We start from the raw sequence: 17554 nt of genomic DNA on the forward strand, positions 1-17554 counted from the left end.
CGTCCGCTGCGACTATCCGCATCTCAAAAAAAATTTGCCGACATACATTACTCGACACCCTCTGCAATTCTTGTCCGATATAATAAGGATTAGCTGATTTAGGTTTTATTTTCCAGAGAGGGGATTTTGGTGCGGAGATGGAGAGGGATCCACGCTTAGAATCGTCCGGGGAGAAAAGACCCGTAGAAATTGACATTTATAAAATTCTTACTCAGCTTGGCATCGACCCGAAACAATGGGAGGCATGCGAGAAAGAGAACAGCGCGAAATGAAAAGCTGTCATTTAAAGAGTTGAAGATTTGCACAATCGAAGATGCGAAGACAATCCCCCGTTCCGTCCCCAACGAAACGGGGGATTGTCATGTCAGCTTGTATTTAACATAAATAGATTGACATGATCGTCCTTGCGACGATACAATTAGTATCATTAGCTAAATATGATACAGATAGAAACATTCATGAAACGGTTTGGGGGAGATGGCACGGTGAGCGCGATCGCAGGTGTTCTGCAATACGGCGGCGGCGAAGAGACGCGCAGCGTATACCATCAAGGCTTAACCATGATGTCCGCCCTGGCGGAATTCCCCGCCGACGACATCCGCACATGGAGCAACCGGGACTTGTTCCTGGGCTGTCACGCGCAATGGGTCACGCCGGAATCGGTCCGTGAGGCGCTCCCTTATTATGAAGAAAAGCAGGGGCTGGCCATTACTGCGGATGTCATTCTGGACAACCGGGAGGAGCTGGCTGCGAAGCTGGGAATCCGGACGGCCGATCTCGGCGGATATCCCGACAGCCGTCTGCTCCTGCTGGCGTATACCCGGTGGGGCGTGCAGATGCCGAAGCAATTGATCGGCGACTTCGCCTTCATGATCTGGGACGAGCGGGAACGCCGATTGTTCGGCGCAAGAGACTTTTCGGGCAATCGCACGCTTTATTACGACGATACCGGCGAACGCTTCGCCTTTTGCACCTTGATCCGCCCGCTGCTATGTCTGCCGGGAGCACGAACGGATCTCAACGAAGCATGGGTGGCTGAATATATCGGCAGCCCGTCCAGACTGGAGACCATCGACGCAGGGTCTACCGTATACCGTCGGATCAGGCAGGTGCCGCCTTCCCATGCCATTACGGTTCACAATGGCCGGGTTCATCTCACAAGGTATGCGTCGCCGGAGCCTTCAAGACCGCTGAAGCTGTCATCCGACCGAGAGTACGAGGAAGCTTTTCTCGACGTATTCTCGCAGGCGGTCAGGTCGAGGCTGCGTACCTGCAAGCAAGTCGGCTCGTTCCTAAGCGGTGGGCTCGATTCGGGCGCGGTCGTCAGTCTTGCCGCCCGCGAGCTGGGGCGAGAGGGCAAGATATTGCATACATACAGTTCGATCCCGCTCGCATCCGAGGGCGGCTGGACCTCCAAGACCAGGCTGGCCGACGAACGCCCGATGATCCGGCAGACGGTGGAGCATGTCGGCAACATACGTGACCGGTATTTGCGGTTCGAGGACCGCAGCCCGCTCAGCGAGATGGACGGCTGGCTGGATACGATGGAGATGCCTTACAAATTCATCGAAAATTCGTATTGGTTCGGCGGCATATTCGAGCAGGCGCGCGCAGACGGCGTCGGCGTCCTGCTCAACGGGGCTCGCGGGAACTATACCGTCTCCTTCGGTCCCGCGATCGAGTATTATGCGAAGCTGTTCAAGCAGCTTCGGTGGGCGAGACTGTATCGGGAGATGTACCGCTACAGCCGCTTCAAGGGAACGAGCCGGAAAAACATAGCGCGCCGCATCCGGGACCAGCTGCTGCCGTCTTCGGTATACGCGGGCGAGAGGAGCGAGCTGACGCGTCTGATTGCACCGGGACTCGCGGAGCGGACCGGCTTGTTCGATCGGCTCCGGGATGCCGGCGTCGACCTCTCCGGCCGCGCGATCCCGGATATGATCGCAGCGCGGGCAGCGCAGTTCGAGCAGGTCCATCACTGGACGAACAGCGGGACGAGCGGTACGAAGCTGTCGCTCCGGCACGGCGTATGGTACAGGGATCCGACCAACGATCTGCGGGTCGTCCGCTTCTGCCTGTCGGTGCCGCTCGACCAATATGTGCGGGACGGCATGGATCGCGCGCTGATCCGCCGGGCGACGGCCGGACTGCTCCCGGATTCGGTGAGGCTGAACGGGAGGACGCGCGGCATCCAGGGAGCGGACGGAATCGCGCGTCTGACTGCGGCATGGCCTGCGTTTATCGGAGAGCTGGAGCGTGCGGCAGCCGGCGGGGAGCTGGCGGAGTGGATCCATATGCCCGTGCTGCGCGAGACGATCGCCAGGTACAAGGACATACCCGGTCCCCAAGCGATTTATGAACCGGGATTCACGCTGCTGATGCGCAGCTTAATTCTCGGTCGGTTCATCGGTCGATTGAAGGGAGGTGAGACGAATGAACAAGGAATGGAAGCAGCCCTCATTGGAAGTGCTTGAAGTCAATCAAACGTTCGCCGGTCCTGGCGTGACGATTCCGGACTCTCTTGATCCGGACGAAGCGACTCAGCACCATAGCTAAAACATGCAAGGCCCTATACGCTGCGTATTAGGGCCTTTTTATATCTATCGGGCACGGGAGTGATACGGATGGCGACGAGCATTCTTAACAAGCAGCATTACCGGGCTTTTGGTTTGCGTATTCATAGCGACATTGAATTCCCCGAGCTGCCGGCATGGGAAAATGGGATGCAGGAGACGGTGGCGGATGAGGTGGTCGTCCGGTTCGCGTATTTGGCGGATGAATGGGCCGAGTGGACCCGTCAGGGCGGTATCTGGCGGGCGGATGCCAAGCGGTTCATGTTCCGGATCGCGGGCGCCGCAATCTTCGAGATACGGGACGGCGCGGTCATCGAAGTCTGCCCCGAGCCGAATGCGGATCCGGACGAGCTGCGTCTGTTCGTGCTCGGCTCCTGCATGGGCGCCGTCTTGATGCAGCGCGGGCTGCTGCCGCTCCATGGCAGCGCCGTCGTTATCGACGGACGCGCATACGGCATCGTCGGCGAATCCGGCGCGGGCAAGTCGACGCTGGCCGCGGCCTTCCTGCAGGCAGGCTACCGGCTCGCGAGCGACGATGTGATCGCACTGAAGTTCGAGCCAGGCTCGGACAGGCCGCTCGTCATTCCCTCCTATCCGCAGCAGAAGCTGTGGCAGCAGAGCCTCGACGGCTTCGGCATGCCGTCCGACAGGCTGCGGCCGATCTTCAAGCGGGAGACCAAGTTCGCCGTGCCTGTGAACGAAAGTTATGATGATCGGCCGCTTCCGCTGTCCGGATTATTCGTGCTGTCAAAAACGGAAGAAATCGAACCGATCTTGTCTTCTGTATCGAAGCTAAGCAGTCTCCCATTGCTGCGAAGTCATACGTATCGTCAATTTTGGCTCGACCGGATGGGATTGACAACTTGGCATTTCCAGATGACGGCGTCAACCGCCGCTCATGTAGATATTTATCGGTTACAGCGCCCGAGCAGCGGATTTACGGCGGATAAAATGGTTCAAAAAATCCTAAATACTATATTGAAGGAAGGTTAAAGTCGATGACGCTCGAAACTCATTTCCCACCACATGCCGTGATCAGCCAGGTCCCAGGTAATATTGTGAGTGACATGGCAGGCGAAAAGGTAATGCTTAGCGTTCAAAAAGGAAATTATTATAATTTGGGCGAAGTGGGAGGGAGGATTTGGGAATTAATCAATAAACCGCAAACAGCAGAAGCGATCGTCGATCATCTGCTGGAGGAGTATGCTGTTGAACGTTCGGTCTGTCAGGCTCAAGTTCAATTGTTCCTGGAGCAGTTAGTCCGACAACAGCTAATTACGATAGACAGCGCCAGTGTTCAGAATATGGGATAGAACTGCCCTCCAAGATACAGACCCCGCAAGCAGGCAAGTAGAATAAGCCTCCTTGCGGGGGGAGCGTGGGACCCAACTTTATTATTGCGACGCCCTTTGGGCCCGAATAAAGTGGATGAATGTGAGCGCTTCTTCCTTCGATAACTTCCGCCCGTCGACCGTTAGCGCGAACGATTCCAGTAATTTTTCGGCATCGGTCAACTCCAATTGCTCGCTAAATCGTCTGACGTTGTCGTCCAGCGTCATCTGAGGATGCTGTGTTCTGCCTACGATATAGTCGATGGACACATGGAATAAATCCGCCAGCTTCGTCAACATTTCCGTGTCCGGCTCGCGCCGGTTTTTTTCGTAGTGGGAGAGAGCGGCTCTAGTAATCCCCAAGGAAGACGATAGCTCTTCCTGCGTCCAGCCGGATTGATCGCGAAGAAAGGCGATACGGCTGCCTATACTCATCTCAATTCCCCCCTCTAAGCGTGTTAACTTCATGATAAACTTTTGGCGATACATATGCACCAGTTGATACAAAATGTCGCAAAAGTATTGAAGACACCTAATATCAATTATAGACATCTTTCGTACGCATCATTCCCAAACAAGTAAGACTATTGACATAGATACAATTTGTATATATGCTGAAATCAAAATAGATACAAAAAGTATCGAAAATAGTAGAATAAAGGCCTTCTTCCGCCGTTTGGCCAGGCCCTTGTTCTACGTGCGAAGGGTGAAAACATGATCGATACGCATAGTCATATTCTACCCTACTGCGACGACGGGGCCGGTAATTGGCGCCAGGCCGAGCAAATGGCAAGGCAAGCTGCCGCACAAGGAGTCAAGATCATCGTTGCGACTCCCCATCATCGTAAAGGCATATTTTTAAACCGTCCGTCGCATATTCAATCGTTGGTGACCCGACTTAATAAACAGCTTAGTGATGCGAAGATCCCGATACACATCTGCACCGGTCAGGAATACCATATGACCTCAATGATCATGGCGGATCTTGCCAGCGGCGAGATTCAAAGTGTCGAGCGAACGAAGTATATTCTTGTCGAGCTTTCCTCCCGTAATCTCCCGAAACTTGTACTGCCTTATTTGCGTGTTTTAAAAAGTAGAGGACTGATTCCGATCATTGTGCATCCAGAAAGATACGAGCCGGTTATTGAGAATCTCTCTTTGCTTTCCGGTTGGCTCAGAGAAGGAGCCTTTTTTCAATTAACGGCTGGATCGTTGACAGGGCAATTCGGACCGGCTGTTCAACGAACAGCGTACACAATTGCTGAATATAATTTGGCTCATCTGCTGGCATCGGACGCCCACGATACAAGTCAGAGAAGCAATCGACTCGGTCAAGCATATGAGATGTTGGAAAAAGAATTTGGCCGGGAACTCTCCGATAGGTTGAAAAATAATGCAAGTCTCCTGCTACAGAACCAGCCCCTTCTTATCGGAGTACCTAAACGGCTCTATCGAGCTAAGTGGTACGAATTTTCCTTCATTAAATAGGTGAATCGCTTTCATTGCGAAAAATAAATGGCTACGACAAATTGTATGAAAAAGTCATTGACACGATACGGAATGTAACTTAAAGTAAGGGCATGAACTGATACGAAATGTATCAAATATGGTGATCTAAGCTCAACGTATTGGAGGAATGAATAGTGGGACTCAAGGAATACTTGCAAGTCATACGAAAACGTTGGTGGCTCGTTGCTCTGGTCATCGTGGTCATTACGGTGCTAGCAGGTATCAAGGGCTATCTGCTTACGACGTCGCTTTATGAAGCGAATGCCAAGGTCATTGTGAATCAAACCTCTCAGGCAAATGGGGCCGCCACTGTCAACTACAGCGATGTACAAACGAACATTATGCTCATTAACTCCTACAAGGAAATTATCCGTTCATCCGCAATCCTGAACAAAGTAGCCGAACAATATCCGGACTTTAACGTAACCCCGGCCGAGATGGCCGGTAAAATATCCGTAACCGCGGCTAACCAGTCCCAAGTAATGAACATCTCTTATGTCGATACCTCGTATAAAAACGCAGCAAAAATCGTCAATGCTATCACAAATGTTTTCAAGCAGCAAATCCCCTCGATCATGAAAGTCGATAACATCACGGTGCTCAACGAAGCGAATTCCGAAGCTGCCGGCAGTCCGATTAATACGAATCCCGTGTTCACCATTATTATTGGGTTCGTCCTGAGCATCCTGCTGTCGCTGGGTCTCGTGTTTTTGCTCGATTATTTCGATCATACGTTCAAGTCCGGCGAGGAATTGGAGAGTGAGCTCGCTCTGCCGATACTTGCGAGTATTGCGGAAATTCGTAAATCCGATCGGAAAAGACAAAAGCTATCCAAAAAACAAAAGGTAGGAGAAGGAACCTATGCGACACCGGTCAACTAGCAAAAACAACCTCATCTCATTGCTCAACCCTTCGTCGCCCGTTTCTGAGGTTTACAAAACTTTACGCACGAATATCCAATTCTCCTCCATAGATACTCAGCATCAGGTCATTATGGTGACCTCCTCGGTCAAAGGGGAAGGCAAGACGACGACTATAAGCAATCTGGCTGTCGCCTACGCGCAAGAAGGCAAAAAGGTTCTTCTCATCGATTGCGACTTACGTTCCCCTTCCATACATGAAGTCTTTTCTCAGGTAAACCATGCCGGTCTCTCCAGCATCCTGGCGGGCCAGCATCCGTGGCAGGAGATCGTGCGTGATACAGCGGCCGACACACTCTCTCTTTTGACAAGCGGACCCATCCCACCGAATCCGGCAGAGATGTTAAGCTCCAAGCGAATGCATGACCTTATCGATGAGTTGAGGAATCACTATGACGTTATTTTTCTCGATGCTCCGCCGGTATTGGCAGTTACAGACAGTTTAGTCCTCAACGGTTTGTGCGACGGTGTCGTTCTGGTTGTACTCGCCGGCAAGGTCGACAAAAACCTGGTAAAAAAGACCGCAGCCAGTCTGTCTCATGTGAATGCGCGTCTGATCGGTACTGTGCTTAATCGTATCAACCGCAGAGAGCGCGGGGCTGTATTTACCTATTACTAAAAAGCATGCTTAACGCTTAGGTTATGCCTACTGCACCTTTATCACTGTAGGCACTCGGTCGCGCTGTGGGTCTTAGACCTTAGACGTTCATCGTCGAGGGTGCGATGTGAGGAGGGGTTTGATGCCCTATTTCTGAAAAAACGAGCTACGTTTTTTATAATTGCGACGTTGTTTATAGAAAGCGTAGCTCGCTTTTTTAGAAAAAGCAAAATGAGCAATGATAGAGAAAACCATGGAGAGGAAGTGAGTGGATGAAGCGAGTTCGTAAAGCCATCATTCCGGCGGCGGGCCTCGGAACACGATTTTTGCCGGCCACCAAGGCTATGCCAAAGGAGATGTTGCCGATTGTCGACAAGCCCACCATCCAGTATATCGTTGAGGAAGCGATCGAATCCGGCATTGAAGATATCATCATCGTGACCGGGAAAGGCAAGCGAGCCATAGAGGATCACTTCGACAATGCCTTTGAGCTTGAACATACGCTAAATGAGAAGGGGAAACACGAACTGCTCCGAGAAGTACGCAAGTCTGCTAATGTTGATATTCATTATATTCGGCAAAAGGAAGCCAAAGGCCTCGGTCATGCGGTATGGTGCGCTCGTAAATTCATCGGTGACGAACCTTTTGCAATACTGCTGGGCGACGACATCGTGCAGGCAGAGGTGCCCTGTACGAAGCAACTGATACGGCAGTATGAACTGGTGCAGAAATCGATCATCGGCGTTCAAGGCGTTCCAATCAATGAAACGTCGAGATACGGGATCGTTGATCCGATTGTGTCGGAAGGCCGCCTGTACTATGTCAATAAACTCGTAGAGAAACCGGCAATCGGCCATGCACCGTCTAATTTGGCCATATTGGGTCGGTATGTTTTAACGCCGGAAATATTTGATTGCCTTGAGGAACAAGAAGCCGGCGCTGGCGGAGAAATACAACTTACGGACGCGATAGAAAAGTTGAATCAGAAACAAGGCGTTTGTGCGTATGACTTTGAAGGTGTCAGATACGATGTTGGAGAGAAGCTTGGGTTTATTTTGACAACCCTCGATTTTGCTATTCGTCATACAGAGCTTAAACAGCAGCTTATCTCAGCTATGGAAGAAATGCTCGAACGCGAGCGTAAAAAGCTGCTGATGCTCTCCGCAGACTGACTCATTGCAAAAGGAAATAGAAATAGCAAGCTGAGATGGAGGCTCGTCATGGGGCTCAAAGGACCTTTGCTGACGCTGCAAAAATACTTTTGGTTCATGCTTGCAGTTGTGACGATTGCAAGCTCATGGTCAGCATATAGAAGCTACACCTCCTATACGCCGTTGTATAGGACATCGGCCCAAATATTGATTAATTCCAACCAGTCCATCAACGGTTTAAACAAAATCGATCTTTACAATTTAAGTGCAAGTCTTCTTTTAATGAACTCGTATAAAGAAATCATATTATCGGAAACGATTCTTCAAAAGGTTATTAAGCTAAATCCCGATTTAAATATGAATATAAAACAGTTTAAGCGTCATCTGTCGGTTAGTTCACAGCCGGATTCTCAGGTTATGACGATTATGGCAGTTCATCAAGACCCGAATGTTGCCGCCAAGCTATGCAACGATATTGCGAAAACGTTCCAACAGAATATTCGGAATATTATGAACACAAATGATGGTTTTACCTTGTTAACGACCGAAGATCATGGTTATACGGTGGTCAATATTGCTGCAAGCCCTTATCTTAATGTGATGCTGGCGTTTCTATTGAGCAGCACGATCACGGTAGGACTCGTACTGCTCAAGTATTTCCTGGACAATTCCATCAGAAACGAAGCGGACTTGTCGGGGACGCTTGGTTTAAATGTTCTTGGCGCAATACCTGATATTCGGGCAAGCGGTCGTCGTTGATAAAACTTGAGGTCAACGGTACCGATGCATAACGAACTTGAGATCGGAGAAGTTGTATGAAAAGCTCAACATTGCGCGCGAGCCTATCTTGGAGCTTGGCTGGAAACGTATATTACGCTGCAACACAGTGGCTTATGCTGGTTATCATTGCCAAATGGGGATCGACTTCTATGGTCGGCCAATTTTCTTTATGCTTGGCGGTGGTTACGCCGATTATGACCCTGACGAACCTTCAACTCAGGGTCGTACAGGCGACGGATACACAAAATCAATATGCTTTTCGCGATATGATGGGACTACGATTGCTCTCTATTGTTGTGGCTGCTATTTTGGCTGAAGGAGCCGTATTAATTTTTCATTACGATCGGGATACGACTGTTTTACTCTGGTTGGTATGGCTAGCCAAGGCGGTCGAGGGTGCGAGTGATGTTAGTCAAGGCGTATTTCAAAAATACGACCGAATGAAACTGGTCGCCATGTCCAAAATAGTAAAAGGAACGCTAGTTGTGCCGGCTTTTATCTTTGCGCTTGTCTTGTACAAAAATTTAATCTTTGCAGCAGTAGGTTGGGGGCTGATGTGGTTCATCTCGTTCCTGGCGTTCGACTTGCCCATGACGAAGAAATACGAGACGTTGCGACTTCGGATCCAGCTTAAATCCAGTTATCGTTTGATGAAAATATGCCTTCCCTTGGGTATTGTTTTCATGCTTACATCATTAAACACCAACATACCCAGACTATTTATTGAAAAGTCTTCTGGTGTGGAGCAGCTGGGCATTTTCTCTGCGCTTACTTATCTGCTTGTTGCCGGCAGTACGATCGTCTCGGCGCTCGGGCAGGCAGCCACCAACAGATTGGCTGTTTGCCTTGACCGACATGATTACAATCGTTTTTATCGATTAATCTTTAAATTAATGGCAATGGGCTTCGCGCTCGGTCTGGCTGGCATTGCGGCCTCGGTTTTTGGGGGAGAGCATATTCTTTCGATTTTGTACACTGACGAATATGCGCATTATTCTGATGTGTTCATCATTGTAACGATTGCCGGGCTTATTGATTATATTGCTGTTTTCACCGGTTACGGCCTTTCGGCCACAAAACGCTTCGGTGTACAGCCCTATTTAGGTCTGTTATGGACGATCGCGATCATAGCTGCATGTGGATTTATGATTCCGCTGTTTGGCATCCTCGGTGCCGCTTATTCGCTCGCAATCTCAAGTCTGGTTAGATTGGCTGCTCAGTGGCTCGCGCTGCGCGCTATAACTAGAAAAATGCAAGTCAATTATGACAAGAAGCTGGTGAATGTTCATGAAGCTATTGTTTGACCTGATAGCTACTCAGCCCTGTGGAGAATCCAAGTACCATGGGGGTGGAGAATATGCCAAGATCATTTTTAAGTTCATCGTGAACAAAGGATATGCATCCCAGCTATCATGCTTTTATGATCCGGAGCTGGAACTGGATGAGGAGATTCGTATTCTTTTGCAAACGAATCAAATTGAACTATTTTCCGTAAAGTCGCATAAAGAAATATCGGATTTATTGAACAGTGGCTATTATCATACGTTTTACAGCGCATTGCCTTATCACTATCACGATCTGAATATACGTAAGCCGGGTCCGAAACTGATCTATACGATCCATGGACTAAGACAGCTAGAGCAGCCTACGGATCGTTACGAAATCAAATTCAGGCAAGGTGTCCGCGAGAAGTTAAAATATGTCGTCAAAAATATGTTTAAGGACAGATTTGTTCGGCATAAAAAAAATCAAATCGAGAAAATACTGTACACGGATGCCGATCTTGAAGTTGTGGTTCCTTCCAGTCACACTAAATTCAGTCTCCTGAATTATTTCCCTCGTTTGAATCCGGATCTCCTTAAAGTGATGTATAGCCCGCGAAATACGGATATTGATAGCATAGAATATGATTTAGTACAGCACGGTTTGACGCCTGGGAAGTACTTTTTAATCATAAGTGGAAATCGGTGGTTAAAAAACGGGTTTCGTGCAGTTAAAGCGTTAGACAAAATTTACGACGATTTTGATACAGATATTAAGACGGTCGTGCTGGGCGTCAAAGATTCCAAGCGATTTTACAAATTCATTCGAAATCCGGACCAATTCGTTTTCCTCGACTATATCAGTTCGGGTGAACTCGATTATTTTTATCGCAGCGCTTTTTGCTTCATATATCCGACATTAAACGAAGGTTTCGGATATCCACCGCTTGAGAGCATGCGATATGGTGTTCCTGTCATAGCTTCGTCGATTACGTCCGTGCCGGAAGTTTGCGGAGACGGCGTTATGTACTTCAATCCGTTCAGTATTGAAGAATTGAAAACTCGGATTTTAAGTATGATGTTGGATGCTCCTCAAAGAGAAGCGCTGATTAATCGGGCCAGGAGGGTTTATGATGCTGTTTCTCGGCGGCAAGATCAAGATCTCGATCAATTGACCGCCATATTATGGCAGGCGCAGAGAACTGATAATCTTTATTACGCAAATTCTTCAAACTACTGAGACGGAGGGGAGGAAAATGAAAAAACTTGGAGAGTGGCCACACTTGGATTCTGCTTCAGGTATTGCAGACCTAGCACTCTCTCCGATGCCGATGAGAGAAGCGCTTGTCGGCAGAAGCAGCGGATATTCAAAATATTTGAAACCAATTCTAGATCGAATCGCAGCTGTCGTCTTGCTAGTTTTGTGTGCCCCCTTAATGGCTGTTATTTATGTGTGCATTAGGCTGGAATCGACAGGAGGAGGTATTTTCAGGCAAGAACGTATCGGATTGAACGGCGCTGTGTTTTCTATTTATAAATTTAGAACGATGCATTTGCACGTTCCGAAGGAAGGGAGGTCCCCAGAGAGCGAGAGTGACCCTCGCGTAACCAGACTCGGAAGGATTCTCCGCAAAACGAGTCTCGACGAACTTCCCCAGCTTATCAATATATTAAAAGGTCATATGAGCTTTATCGGTCCTCGTCCGGAACAAAAGTCCATTGTCGAATTGCACTATAAGCCAACCGATTTTTACAGATTTTTGGTGAAGCCCGGCATTACAGGGATGTGGCAGACAAGCGAAGATCGCAAAAAACCGATTTATGAGAATCTTCACCACGATATCGGCTACATAACAGAACTGTCATTTTGGACAGATTTAAAAATCATCATCAACACCATAAAAGTAATTTTCCGCAGCAACACTTATTAATAGAAATCGGTATGCTCGTGGAGGCCGCACGATGATGAAATTCAGTACGATAACAACATTCATGTTATTGACTGCGGGTAGTCTGCAGCTGTCACTACTGGGAATTCTTCCGTACAATTTTAAAATATTTGGCGACGTGGTGTTATTCACTGTCTGTGCAATTGCATTAAAGCGAGGATTGATTCGACCGTTGAATGATAGATGGTCAAGAAATGTTTTCAGCTTGGCACTCGTGTTTTTAGGCCTGAGCCTTTTTCTTGTGGTTTACTCCATGGCGATATGGGGCGACTACGTGCAATCTTTGCAATGGTCACGTAGATGGGTTGTATCGGGAATTTACGTTTTACTATCTGCCTCTCTGTTAGTCCGCCACATCCAATGGAGGATGTTAAAAGCGGCCTTTTTTATTTTTCCTGCAATAGCCGCGTTATTTCAATATTTAGAGCGCTATGGCGTGCACGATTTTGCCGGCATTCGTTCGAATATGGAATGGCAGGGCGGATATGTTGTCATTAAAATGTTCACGCCGACGGCGGCATTGATTATGATCGCCTTTTTATTGAGCGTGTATAGACTGATGACTCGCTTCGGTCTGTTGAATGCCATGCTTTGTTTAGGATGGGCTTATGTGTTTTTCGATCTGATTAATTTTCGCGGATACTGGATCGCGAGTATTACATCTTTTCTTGTTACTGTACTTGTCGCTGTTTTTATTAGGGGGGCCGGCTTCTCGGCAATTCGGATGCGGATATTGGCAACTCTTTTTTGCGGGCTCATCATTTGTCTATTATTCGGCTATCGCAGTATTGAGCAAAATTTGGAGGGAAGAATGGCCTGGATTCAGTCTGCTGTGACAGACGCCGATCAAGGCAGCGGCAACATACAATGGCGTTTGAATAGAGATGTATCACGACTGGAAGCCGTGTGGGACGGACCTGTCTGGCTATATAAAATTTATGGCGTCGGGTTTGTCGGAGATAAATCGCATGGGGAACGTCGCCTTGGATTTACCTCAGAAACGAACGATTCGGGCTGGGTGGAAGTGCTGTTAACGGGAGGCATACCTGCGGCGGTAATCTTGATATTGCTGTGGAGCAGCAATCTTGTCCGGCTTTTTATTTTAACCCAAACAAGAGCAACCGCATTTATGCTCGCGAGCTGGGCATCAGCAATATGCGCGGCGGTCCTTATGTACACATCCAACTATTTACTGTGGGACTTCGGATTCGTTCCGTTATTTTGGATACAAGCGTTGGCGCTGTCGTACGATGCTCACAGACAGGAAAGTATGGCACAGGACGACACGCTTATAGATTCAATGAATGGAACTACATCGAGCAGTCCACTAAGAAACAAACGGCTTAGGCGAGCATACCCACACCAGATGAAGATTGGCGGCAATCATTAAGGAGGAGATCGTTTGAAAAAGGCACTTATAACTGGAGGCTGCGGGTTTATCGGTAGTCATCTTGCAGAACGTCTGCTCGAGGAGGGCAATTGGGAGGTCACTTGCCTCGATAACCTGGACCCATTCTATGATCCGGCAATAAAAATGTCGAATATAAACCATGTAATTCATAAGGAGCTTTACAAGTATGTCCAAGGAGATTTGCAGCAGTTGGATATGCTGGATGCGCGGCTAGACGCAAATTATGACGTCATTGTACATCTGGCAGCCAAGGCTGGCGTAAGGCCTAGTATTGAAGACCCTATCGCATACAACAAGACAAACGTTGACGGAACGCAACGTTTATTGGAGTGGGCAAAAACCAGGGGAATCAAACAATTTGTTTTTGGATCTTCCAGCAGTGTCTACGGCATCAATCCGAATGTCCCTTGGCGGGAAGATGATCATGTACTTAATCCGATCAGTCCTTACGCAAGCACGAAGGTCAGCGGTGAATTGCTGGGACATGTGTATAGCGCGTTGTACGGAATTCGGTTTGTTGCCCTAAGATTTTTTACGGTTTACGGGCCTCGCCAACGGCCGGATTTGGCTATTCACAAATTTACGCGGCATCTTTACGAAGACAGGCCGATACCGAAATTCGGCAGCGGGGAAACGCGGCGTGACTACACCTACGTCGCCGATATTGTTGAAGGTATACGCGCCGCTATGGATTATGACCGTACGCTTTTTGAAGTCATTAACCTGGGCAATCATGACTCCGTCACTTTAAACGAGCTTATCCGCATACTCGAAGAGGCGACGGGCAAAAAGGCGACAATTGAACAGTTCGGAGAGCAGCCGGGAGATGTCCCTCAAACATATGCGGATATATCCAAGGCCAAGCATTTGCTCGGCTATTTGCCACACACGGACATCCGTACCGGTATTAAGAAGTTCGTCGAGTGGTATGCGATGGAACGCGAAGCGGTGCATTATGCAACTTAATATTCTTTCGGTGCATAACAAATATCTTATACGCGGCGGAGAGGACGGTTCCTTCGCGGCCAAAAATGCGTTGCTTGAGCAACACGGCCACAACGTCGTGCTTCATGTAGAAAACAATACGAGGGTCGAGGAGCTTGGCAAGCTTCGTACCGCAGCCAAGACGATCTGGTCCAAAGAAACCACGAAGACGATTCGAAGTTTGCTAAGAGACAATCGGATCGATCTGGTTGAGTGCGAAAATACATTTCCACTCATATCGCCCTCCATATATTATGCCGCAAGGGATATGGGGGTGCCGATTGTGCAAAACGTGAGGAATTACCGACTTATTTGCCCAAACGCCCTGTTCTTCAGAGAAGGGAGAGTATGTGAAGATTGCTTGGGCAAATTCATGCCTTGGCCTGGTGTCAAAAACAAATGCTATAAGGAAAGCCTGGGCGGCAGTGCTACGGTAGCGGCCATGCTAACGACGCACAGGGCGCTCGGTACGTACCAGAATAAGGTAAGCAAGTACATCGTACTGACAGAGTTTGCTCGTGGCAAGCTGATTCAAGCAGGCTTTCCGGCAGATCGGATTACCGTAAGGCCGAACTTTGTCCCGGATCCCGGTGAAGGTAACGGAGAAGGAGGATTTGCTCTTTACGTAGGACGCCTTTCTCCGGAAAAGGGAATCGATACGATGCTCGAGGCTTGGAAATTACTTCCTGAACATATTCCGCTTAAAATAGCGGGTGACGGGCCGCTGACCAAGCAGGTAGAGCAGGAAATCGCTGGTCATCGAAATATAAGTTACATAGGTGCCCGAGATATCGAAGAAGTGTACCGACTGATGGGAGAAGCAAGGATGCTGATTTTTCCTTCCGTGTGGTATGAGGGGCTACCACGAACGATCATCGAATCCTATGCCAAGGGGACGCCGGTAATCGCATCCAAACTAGGAGCGATGGAGAGCATCGTGATTGACGGCGTGACAGGCGCGCATTTCGAACCGGGGAAAGCGCAGCATCTGGCAGCTCAAGTCGAGTTGTACTGGCATGCAAGCGAAAAATTGTGTCAGATGAGGGAACATGCACGGAGGGAATTTGAGGAAAAATATACTGCTGATAGTTACTACGAACGGTCGCTGAGCATCTATGAGGAAGTGCTGTCCTCACATCATGAACATAAAAAAAGTATAAGTCACTGAGGAGGAAAAACAATGTCCATCGTAATAATCACAGGATCGGCTGGATTAATTGGCTCGGAAGCTACCGAATTCTACGCAAGTGCAGGCTATAAGGTCATTGGGATCGACAATAATATGAGAGAGACTTTTTTCGGCTCCGAGGGCTCTACCGTTTGGAACCGCCAAAGGCTTGAGGAGGTGCTCGGGAAAAACTATGAACACCATCATATCGACATTCGCCGGCAGGATGAGCTGGATGCGCTTTTTTCCAAATATAAGGCGGACATATCGCTCATCATTCATACGGCGGCGCAACCTTCGCACGATTGGGCCGCACGCGATCCCTACATCGATTTCGGTGTCAATGCGAACGGCACGTTGAACTTGCTCGAAGCATCCAGGAAACATTGCCCGGAGGCTGTCTTCATCTTCACCTCCACCAACAAAGTGTATGGAGATCGCCCGAATACGCTCCCGCTCATTGAGGGAGAGACTCGGTGGGAGGTTGAGCCAGGGCATGCCTTTGAACATGGCATCTCCGAAGAAATGAGTGTCGATCAAAGTATGCATTCGCTTTTTGGAGCCTCCAAGCTCGCGGCTGACGTATTGGTTCAGGAGTACGGAAAGTATTTCAATATGAGGACCGTATGCTTCCGCGGCGGCGTGCTCAGCGGTCCGAAGCAATCCGGTGTGCAGCTCCATGGCTTCACGAACTATCTTGTTAAATGTGTGATGACAGGCGCGCCTTATACGATTTTTGGATACAAGGGCAAGCAGGTGAGGGACGTCATTCACTCCAGCGATGTCATTGCCGCGTTTGACGCTTTCTTCAGGAAGCCGCTTAGAGGAGGTCGCGTATACAATCTGGGAGGCGGACCAGCATCCAATGTATCGATGATCGAGGCGATCAGACTCACGGAAGATATCAGCGGTAGGAAGCTTGAGTATCAATATGTCGATGCCGCCCGGGCGGGAGATCACCAATGGTATATCTCAGACCTCACGAGATTCCAGACCGACTATCCGGAGTGGCAGCAGCAGTACAATAATATCCGAATGATCATCCAGGGTATTGTCGAGGAAAACAAAGATCGCTGGAGAGTCGCAATATGATCAATAAAGGCAAATATCCGATAGGCGGTGTTAATGTATGCGCAATGGATTACGAAGCGGCAGTTCAACATATTGTAAAAGCCGCTTTGGTCGGCTTGCCCTGCGCGGTCTCCGCACTGGCAGTGCATGGGGTCATGACGGGTTGTCTTGATCCAGTTCATCGGCGCAGACTTAACGGCCTCGATATCGTGCTGCCTGACGGCCAGCCGGTAAGATGGGGGCTTAACTTTCTGCATGGTACGAAGCTTGAAGATAGGGTGTACGGTCCAAACCTGACTTTAAAAGTTGCGGAAGCGGCAGCGAGACATAATCTTCCCATATATTTGTACGGCAGCCGTCTGGAAACCTTGGAGTTGTTCTCAGCCAACTTGAAGAAGCAGTTCCCGGGACTTGTTATTGCAGGGATGGAGCCCTCCAGGTTTCGGAAATTGAATATCGAAGAGAAGGCACAGACAGTGAATAGAATTAAAGCCAGTGGGGCAAAGCTCGTATTCGTCGGACTTGGATGTCCGCGTCAAGAGGTGTGGGCGTATGAGTACCGCGAACTGCTGTCCATGCCATTGCTGGCTGTAGGAGCGGCCTTCGACTTTCATGCGGGGACGCTTAAGCAGGCGCCCACTTGGATGCAGGACAGGGGATTAGAGTGGTTTTATCGATTGTACCAAGAGCCGAGGCGCCTTTGGAGACGCTATTTATATTTAAATCCACTTTACTTATTTACATTGCTGACCCAGCGGACCGGCATGTCCCGCAGACAGGTGCTGGTGCCTAACGGCGACGTGCCCGAAGAGTCATATGGTTAATCGAGGATGCGAGGGGAGAATAC

At 49.0% G+C, this 17554-nt stretch carries 18 protein-coding genes; 17 read left to right on the forward strand and 1 reads right to left on the reverse strand.

The features are described 5' to 3' along the window. Window positions 1–485 precede the first annotated feature (485 nt). From VQ071_RS15530 to VQ071_RS15545, 4 genes are all read left to right on the forward strand, one after another. On the forward strand, window positions 486–2474 hold the full coding sequence (locus VQ071_RS15530) for an asparagine synthase-related protein (protein WP_340514989.1): 1989 nt from the start codon (window positions 486–488) through the stop codon (window positions 2472–2474). After that, window positions 2434–2556 carry a paeninodin family lasso peptide gene (locus VQ071_RS15535; RefSeq protein WP_340514991.1) on the forward strand — a complete coding sequence of 41 codons (123 nt, stop codon included), beginning with the start codon at window positions 2434–2436 and terminating at the stop codon, window positions 2554–2556. The genes VQ071_RS15530 and VQ071_RS15535 overlap by 41 nt, the downstream gene beginning before the upstream one ends. Window positions 2557–2624: 68 nt before the next feature. Beyond that, entirely contained in the window at window positions 2625–3566 is a 942-nt protein-coding gene (locus VQ071_RS15540) for an aldolase (protein ID WP_340514993.1), read from the forward strand. Window positions 3567–3571: 5 nt separating this feature from the next. Then, window positions 3572–3886, forward strand: a complete 315-nt coding sequence (locus VQ071_RS15545; protein ID WP_340514994.1) for a lasso peptide biosynthesis PqqD family chaperone — start codon at window positions 3572–3574, stop codon at window positions 3884–3886. Between the two features lie 81 nt (window positions 3887–3967). Here the strand turns inward: VQ071_RS15545 and VQ071_RS15550 are convergent, their stop codons facing one another. Next, window positions 3968–4339, reverse strand: a complete 372-nt coding sequence (locus VQ071_RS15550; RefSeq protein ID WP_340514995.1) for a helix-turn-helix domain-containing protein — start codon at window positions 4337–4339, stop codon at window positions 3968–3970. 279 nt (window positions 4340–4618) lie between these two features. Between VQ071_RS15550 and VQ071_RS15555 the strand changes: the two genes are divergently transcribed. The 13 genes from VQ071_RS15555 (at window position 4619) to VQ071_RS15615 (ending at window position 17531) form a co-directional block, all read left to right on the forward strand. After that, a complete protein-coding gene (locus VQ071_RS15555) occupies window positions 4619–5392 on the forward strand; it encodes a tyrosine-protein phosphatase (protein WP_340514996.1) in 774 nt (257 codons plus the stop codon). 155 nt (window positions 5393–5547) lie between these two features. Continuing rightward, entirely contained in the window at window positions 5548–6294 is a 747-nt protein-coding gene (locus VQ071_RS15560; RefSeq protein ID WP_340514997.1) for a YveK family protein, read from the forward strand. Continuing rightward, window positions 6275–6952 carry a CpsD/CapB family tyrosine-protein kinase gene (locus tag VQ071_RS15565; protein ID WP_340514998.1) on the forward strand — a complete coding sequence of 226 codons (678 nt, stop codon included), beginning with the start codon at window positions 6275–6277 and terminating at the stop codon, window positions 6950–6952. The genes VQ071_RS15560 and VQ071_RS15565 overlap by 20 nt, the downstream gene beginning before the upstream one ends. A 251-nt stretch (window positions 6953–7203) precedes the next feature. Further along, window positions 7204–8103: a UTP--glucose-1-phosphate uridylyltransferase GalU gene (gene galU, locus VQ071_RS15570; protein WP_340515000.1), complete on the forward strand. Its 900-nt coding sequence runs from the start codon at window positions 7204–7206 to the stop codon at window positions 8101–8103. Window positions 8104–8151: 48 nt separating this feature from the next. Next, entirely contained in the window at window positions 8152–8841 is a 690-nt protein-coding gene (locus VQ071_RS15575) for a YveK family protein (protein ID WP_340515001.1), read from the forward strand. A gap of 56 nt (window positions 8842–8897) precedes the next feature. Next, window positions 8898–10166: a lipopolysaccharide biosynthesis protein gene (locus VQ071_RS15580; RefSeq protein WP_340515002.1), complete on the forward strand. Its 1269-nt coding sequence runs from the start codon at window positions 8898–8900 to the stop codon at window positions 10164–10166. Then, window positions 10150–11364, forward strand: a complete 1215-nt coding sequence (locus VQ071_RS15585) for a glycosyltransferase (protein ID WP_340515003.1) — start codon at window positions 10150–10152, stop codon at window positions 11362–11364. Before VQ071_RS15580 ends, VQ071_RS15585 begins: the two co-directional genes overlap by 17 nt. A 16-nt stretch (window positions 11365–11380) precedes the next feature. Beyond that, window positions 11381–12055 (forward strand): sugar transferase, encoded by a 675-nt coding sequence (locus tag VQ071_RS15590; RefSeq protein ID WP_340515004.1) that lies wholly within the window; start codon window positions 11381–11383, stop codon window positions 12053–12055. Window positions 12056–12086: 31 nt separating this feature from the next. After that, entirely contained in the window at window positions 12087–13463 is a 1377-nt protein-coding gene (locus VQ071_RS15595) for a hypothetical protein (protein ID WP_340515005.1), read from the forward strand. 12 nt (window positions 13464–13475) lie between these two features. Then, on the forward strand, window positions 13476–14450 hold the full coding sequence (locus VQ071_RS15600; RefSeq protein WP_340515007.1) for an NAD-dependent epimerase/dehydratase family protein: 975 nt from the start codon (window positions 13476–13478) through the stop codon (window positions 14448–14450). Further along, window positions 14440–15636 (forward strand): glycosyltransferase family 4 protein, encoded by a 1197-nt coding sequence (locus VQ071_RS15605; protein ID WP_340515008.1) that lies wholly within the window; start codon window positions 14440–14442, stop codon window positions 15634–15636. Before VQ071_RS15600 ends, VQ071_RS15605 begins: the two co-directional genes overlap by 11 nt. 12 nt (window positions 15637–15648) lie before the next feature. Next, the gene (locus VQ071_RS15610; RefSeq protein ID WP_340515009.1) at window positions 15649–16728 is read left to right on the forward strand and encodes an NAD-dependent epimerase/dehydratase family protein; all 1080 of its coding nucleotides are present in this window, start codon (window positions 15649–15651) and stop codon (window positions 16726–16728) included. After that, complete coding sequence (locus tag VQ071_RS15615) at window positions 16725–17531, forward strand: WecB/TagA/CpsF family glycosyltransferase (protein ID WP_340515010.1); 807 nt, start codon at window positions 16725–16727, stop codon at window positions 17529–17531. The genes VQ071_RS15610 and VQ071_RS15615 overlap by 4 nt, the downstream gene beginning before the upstream one ends. Window positions 17532–17554: the final 23 nt, after the last annotated feature.

Origin of the sequence: Cohnella sp. 56 (assembly GCF_037963805.1) — a bacterium.
Classification (GTDB): Bacteria; Bacillota; Bacilli; order Paenibacillales; family Paenibacillaceae; genus Cohnella.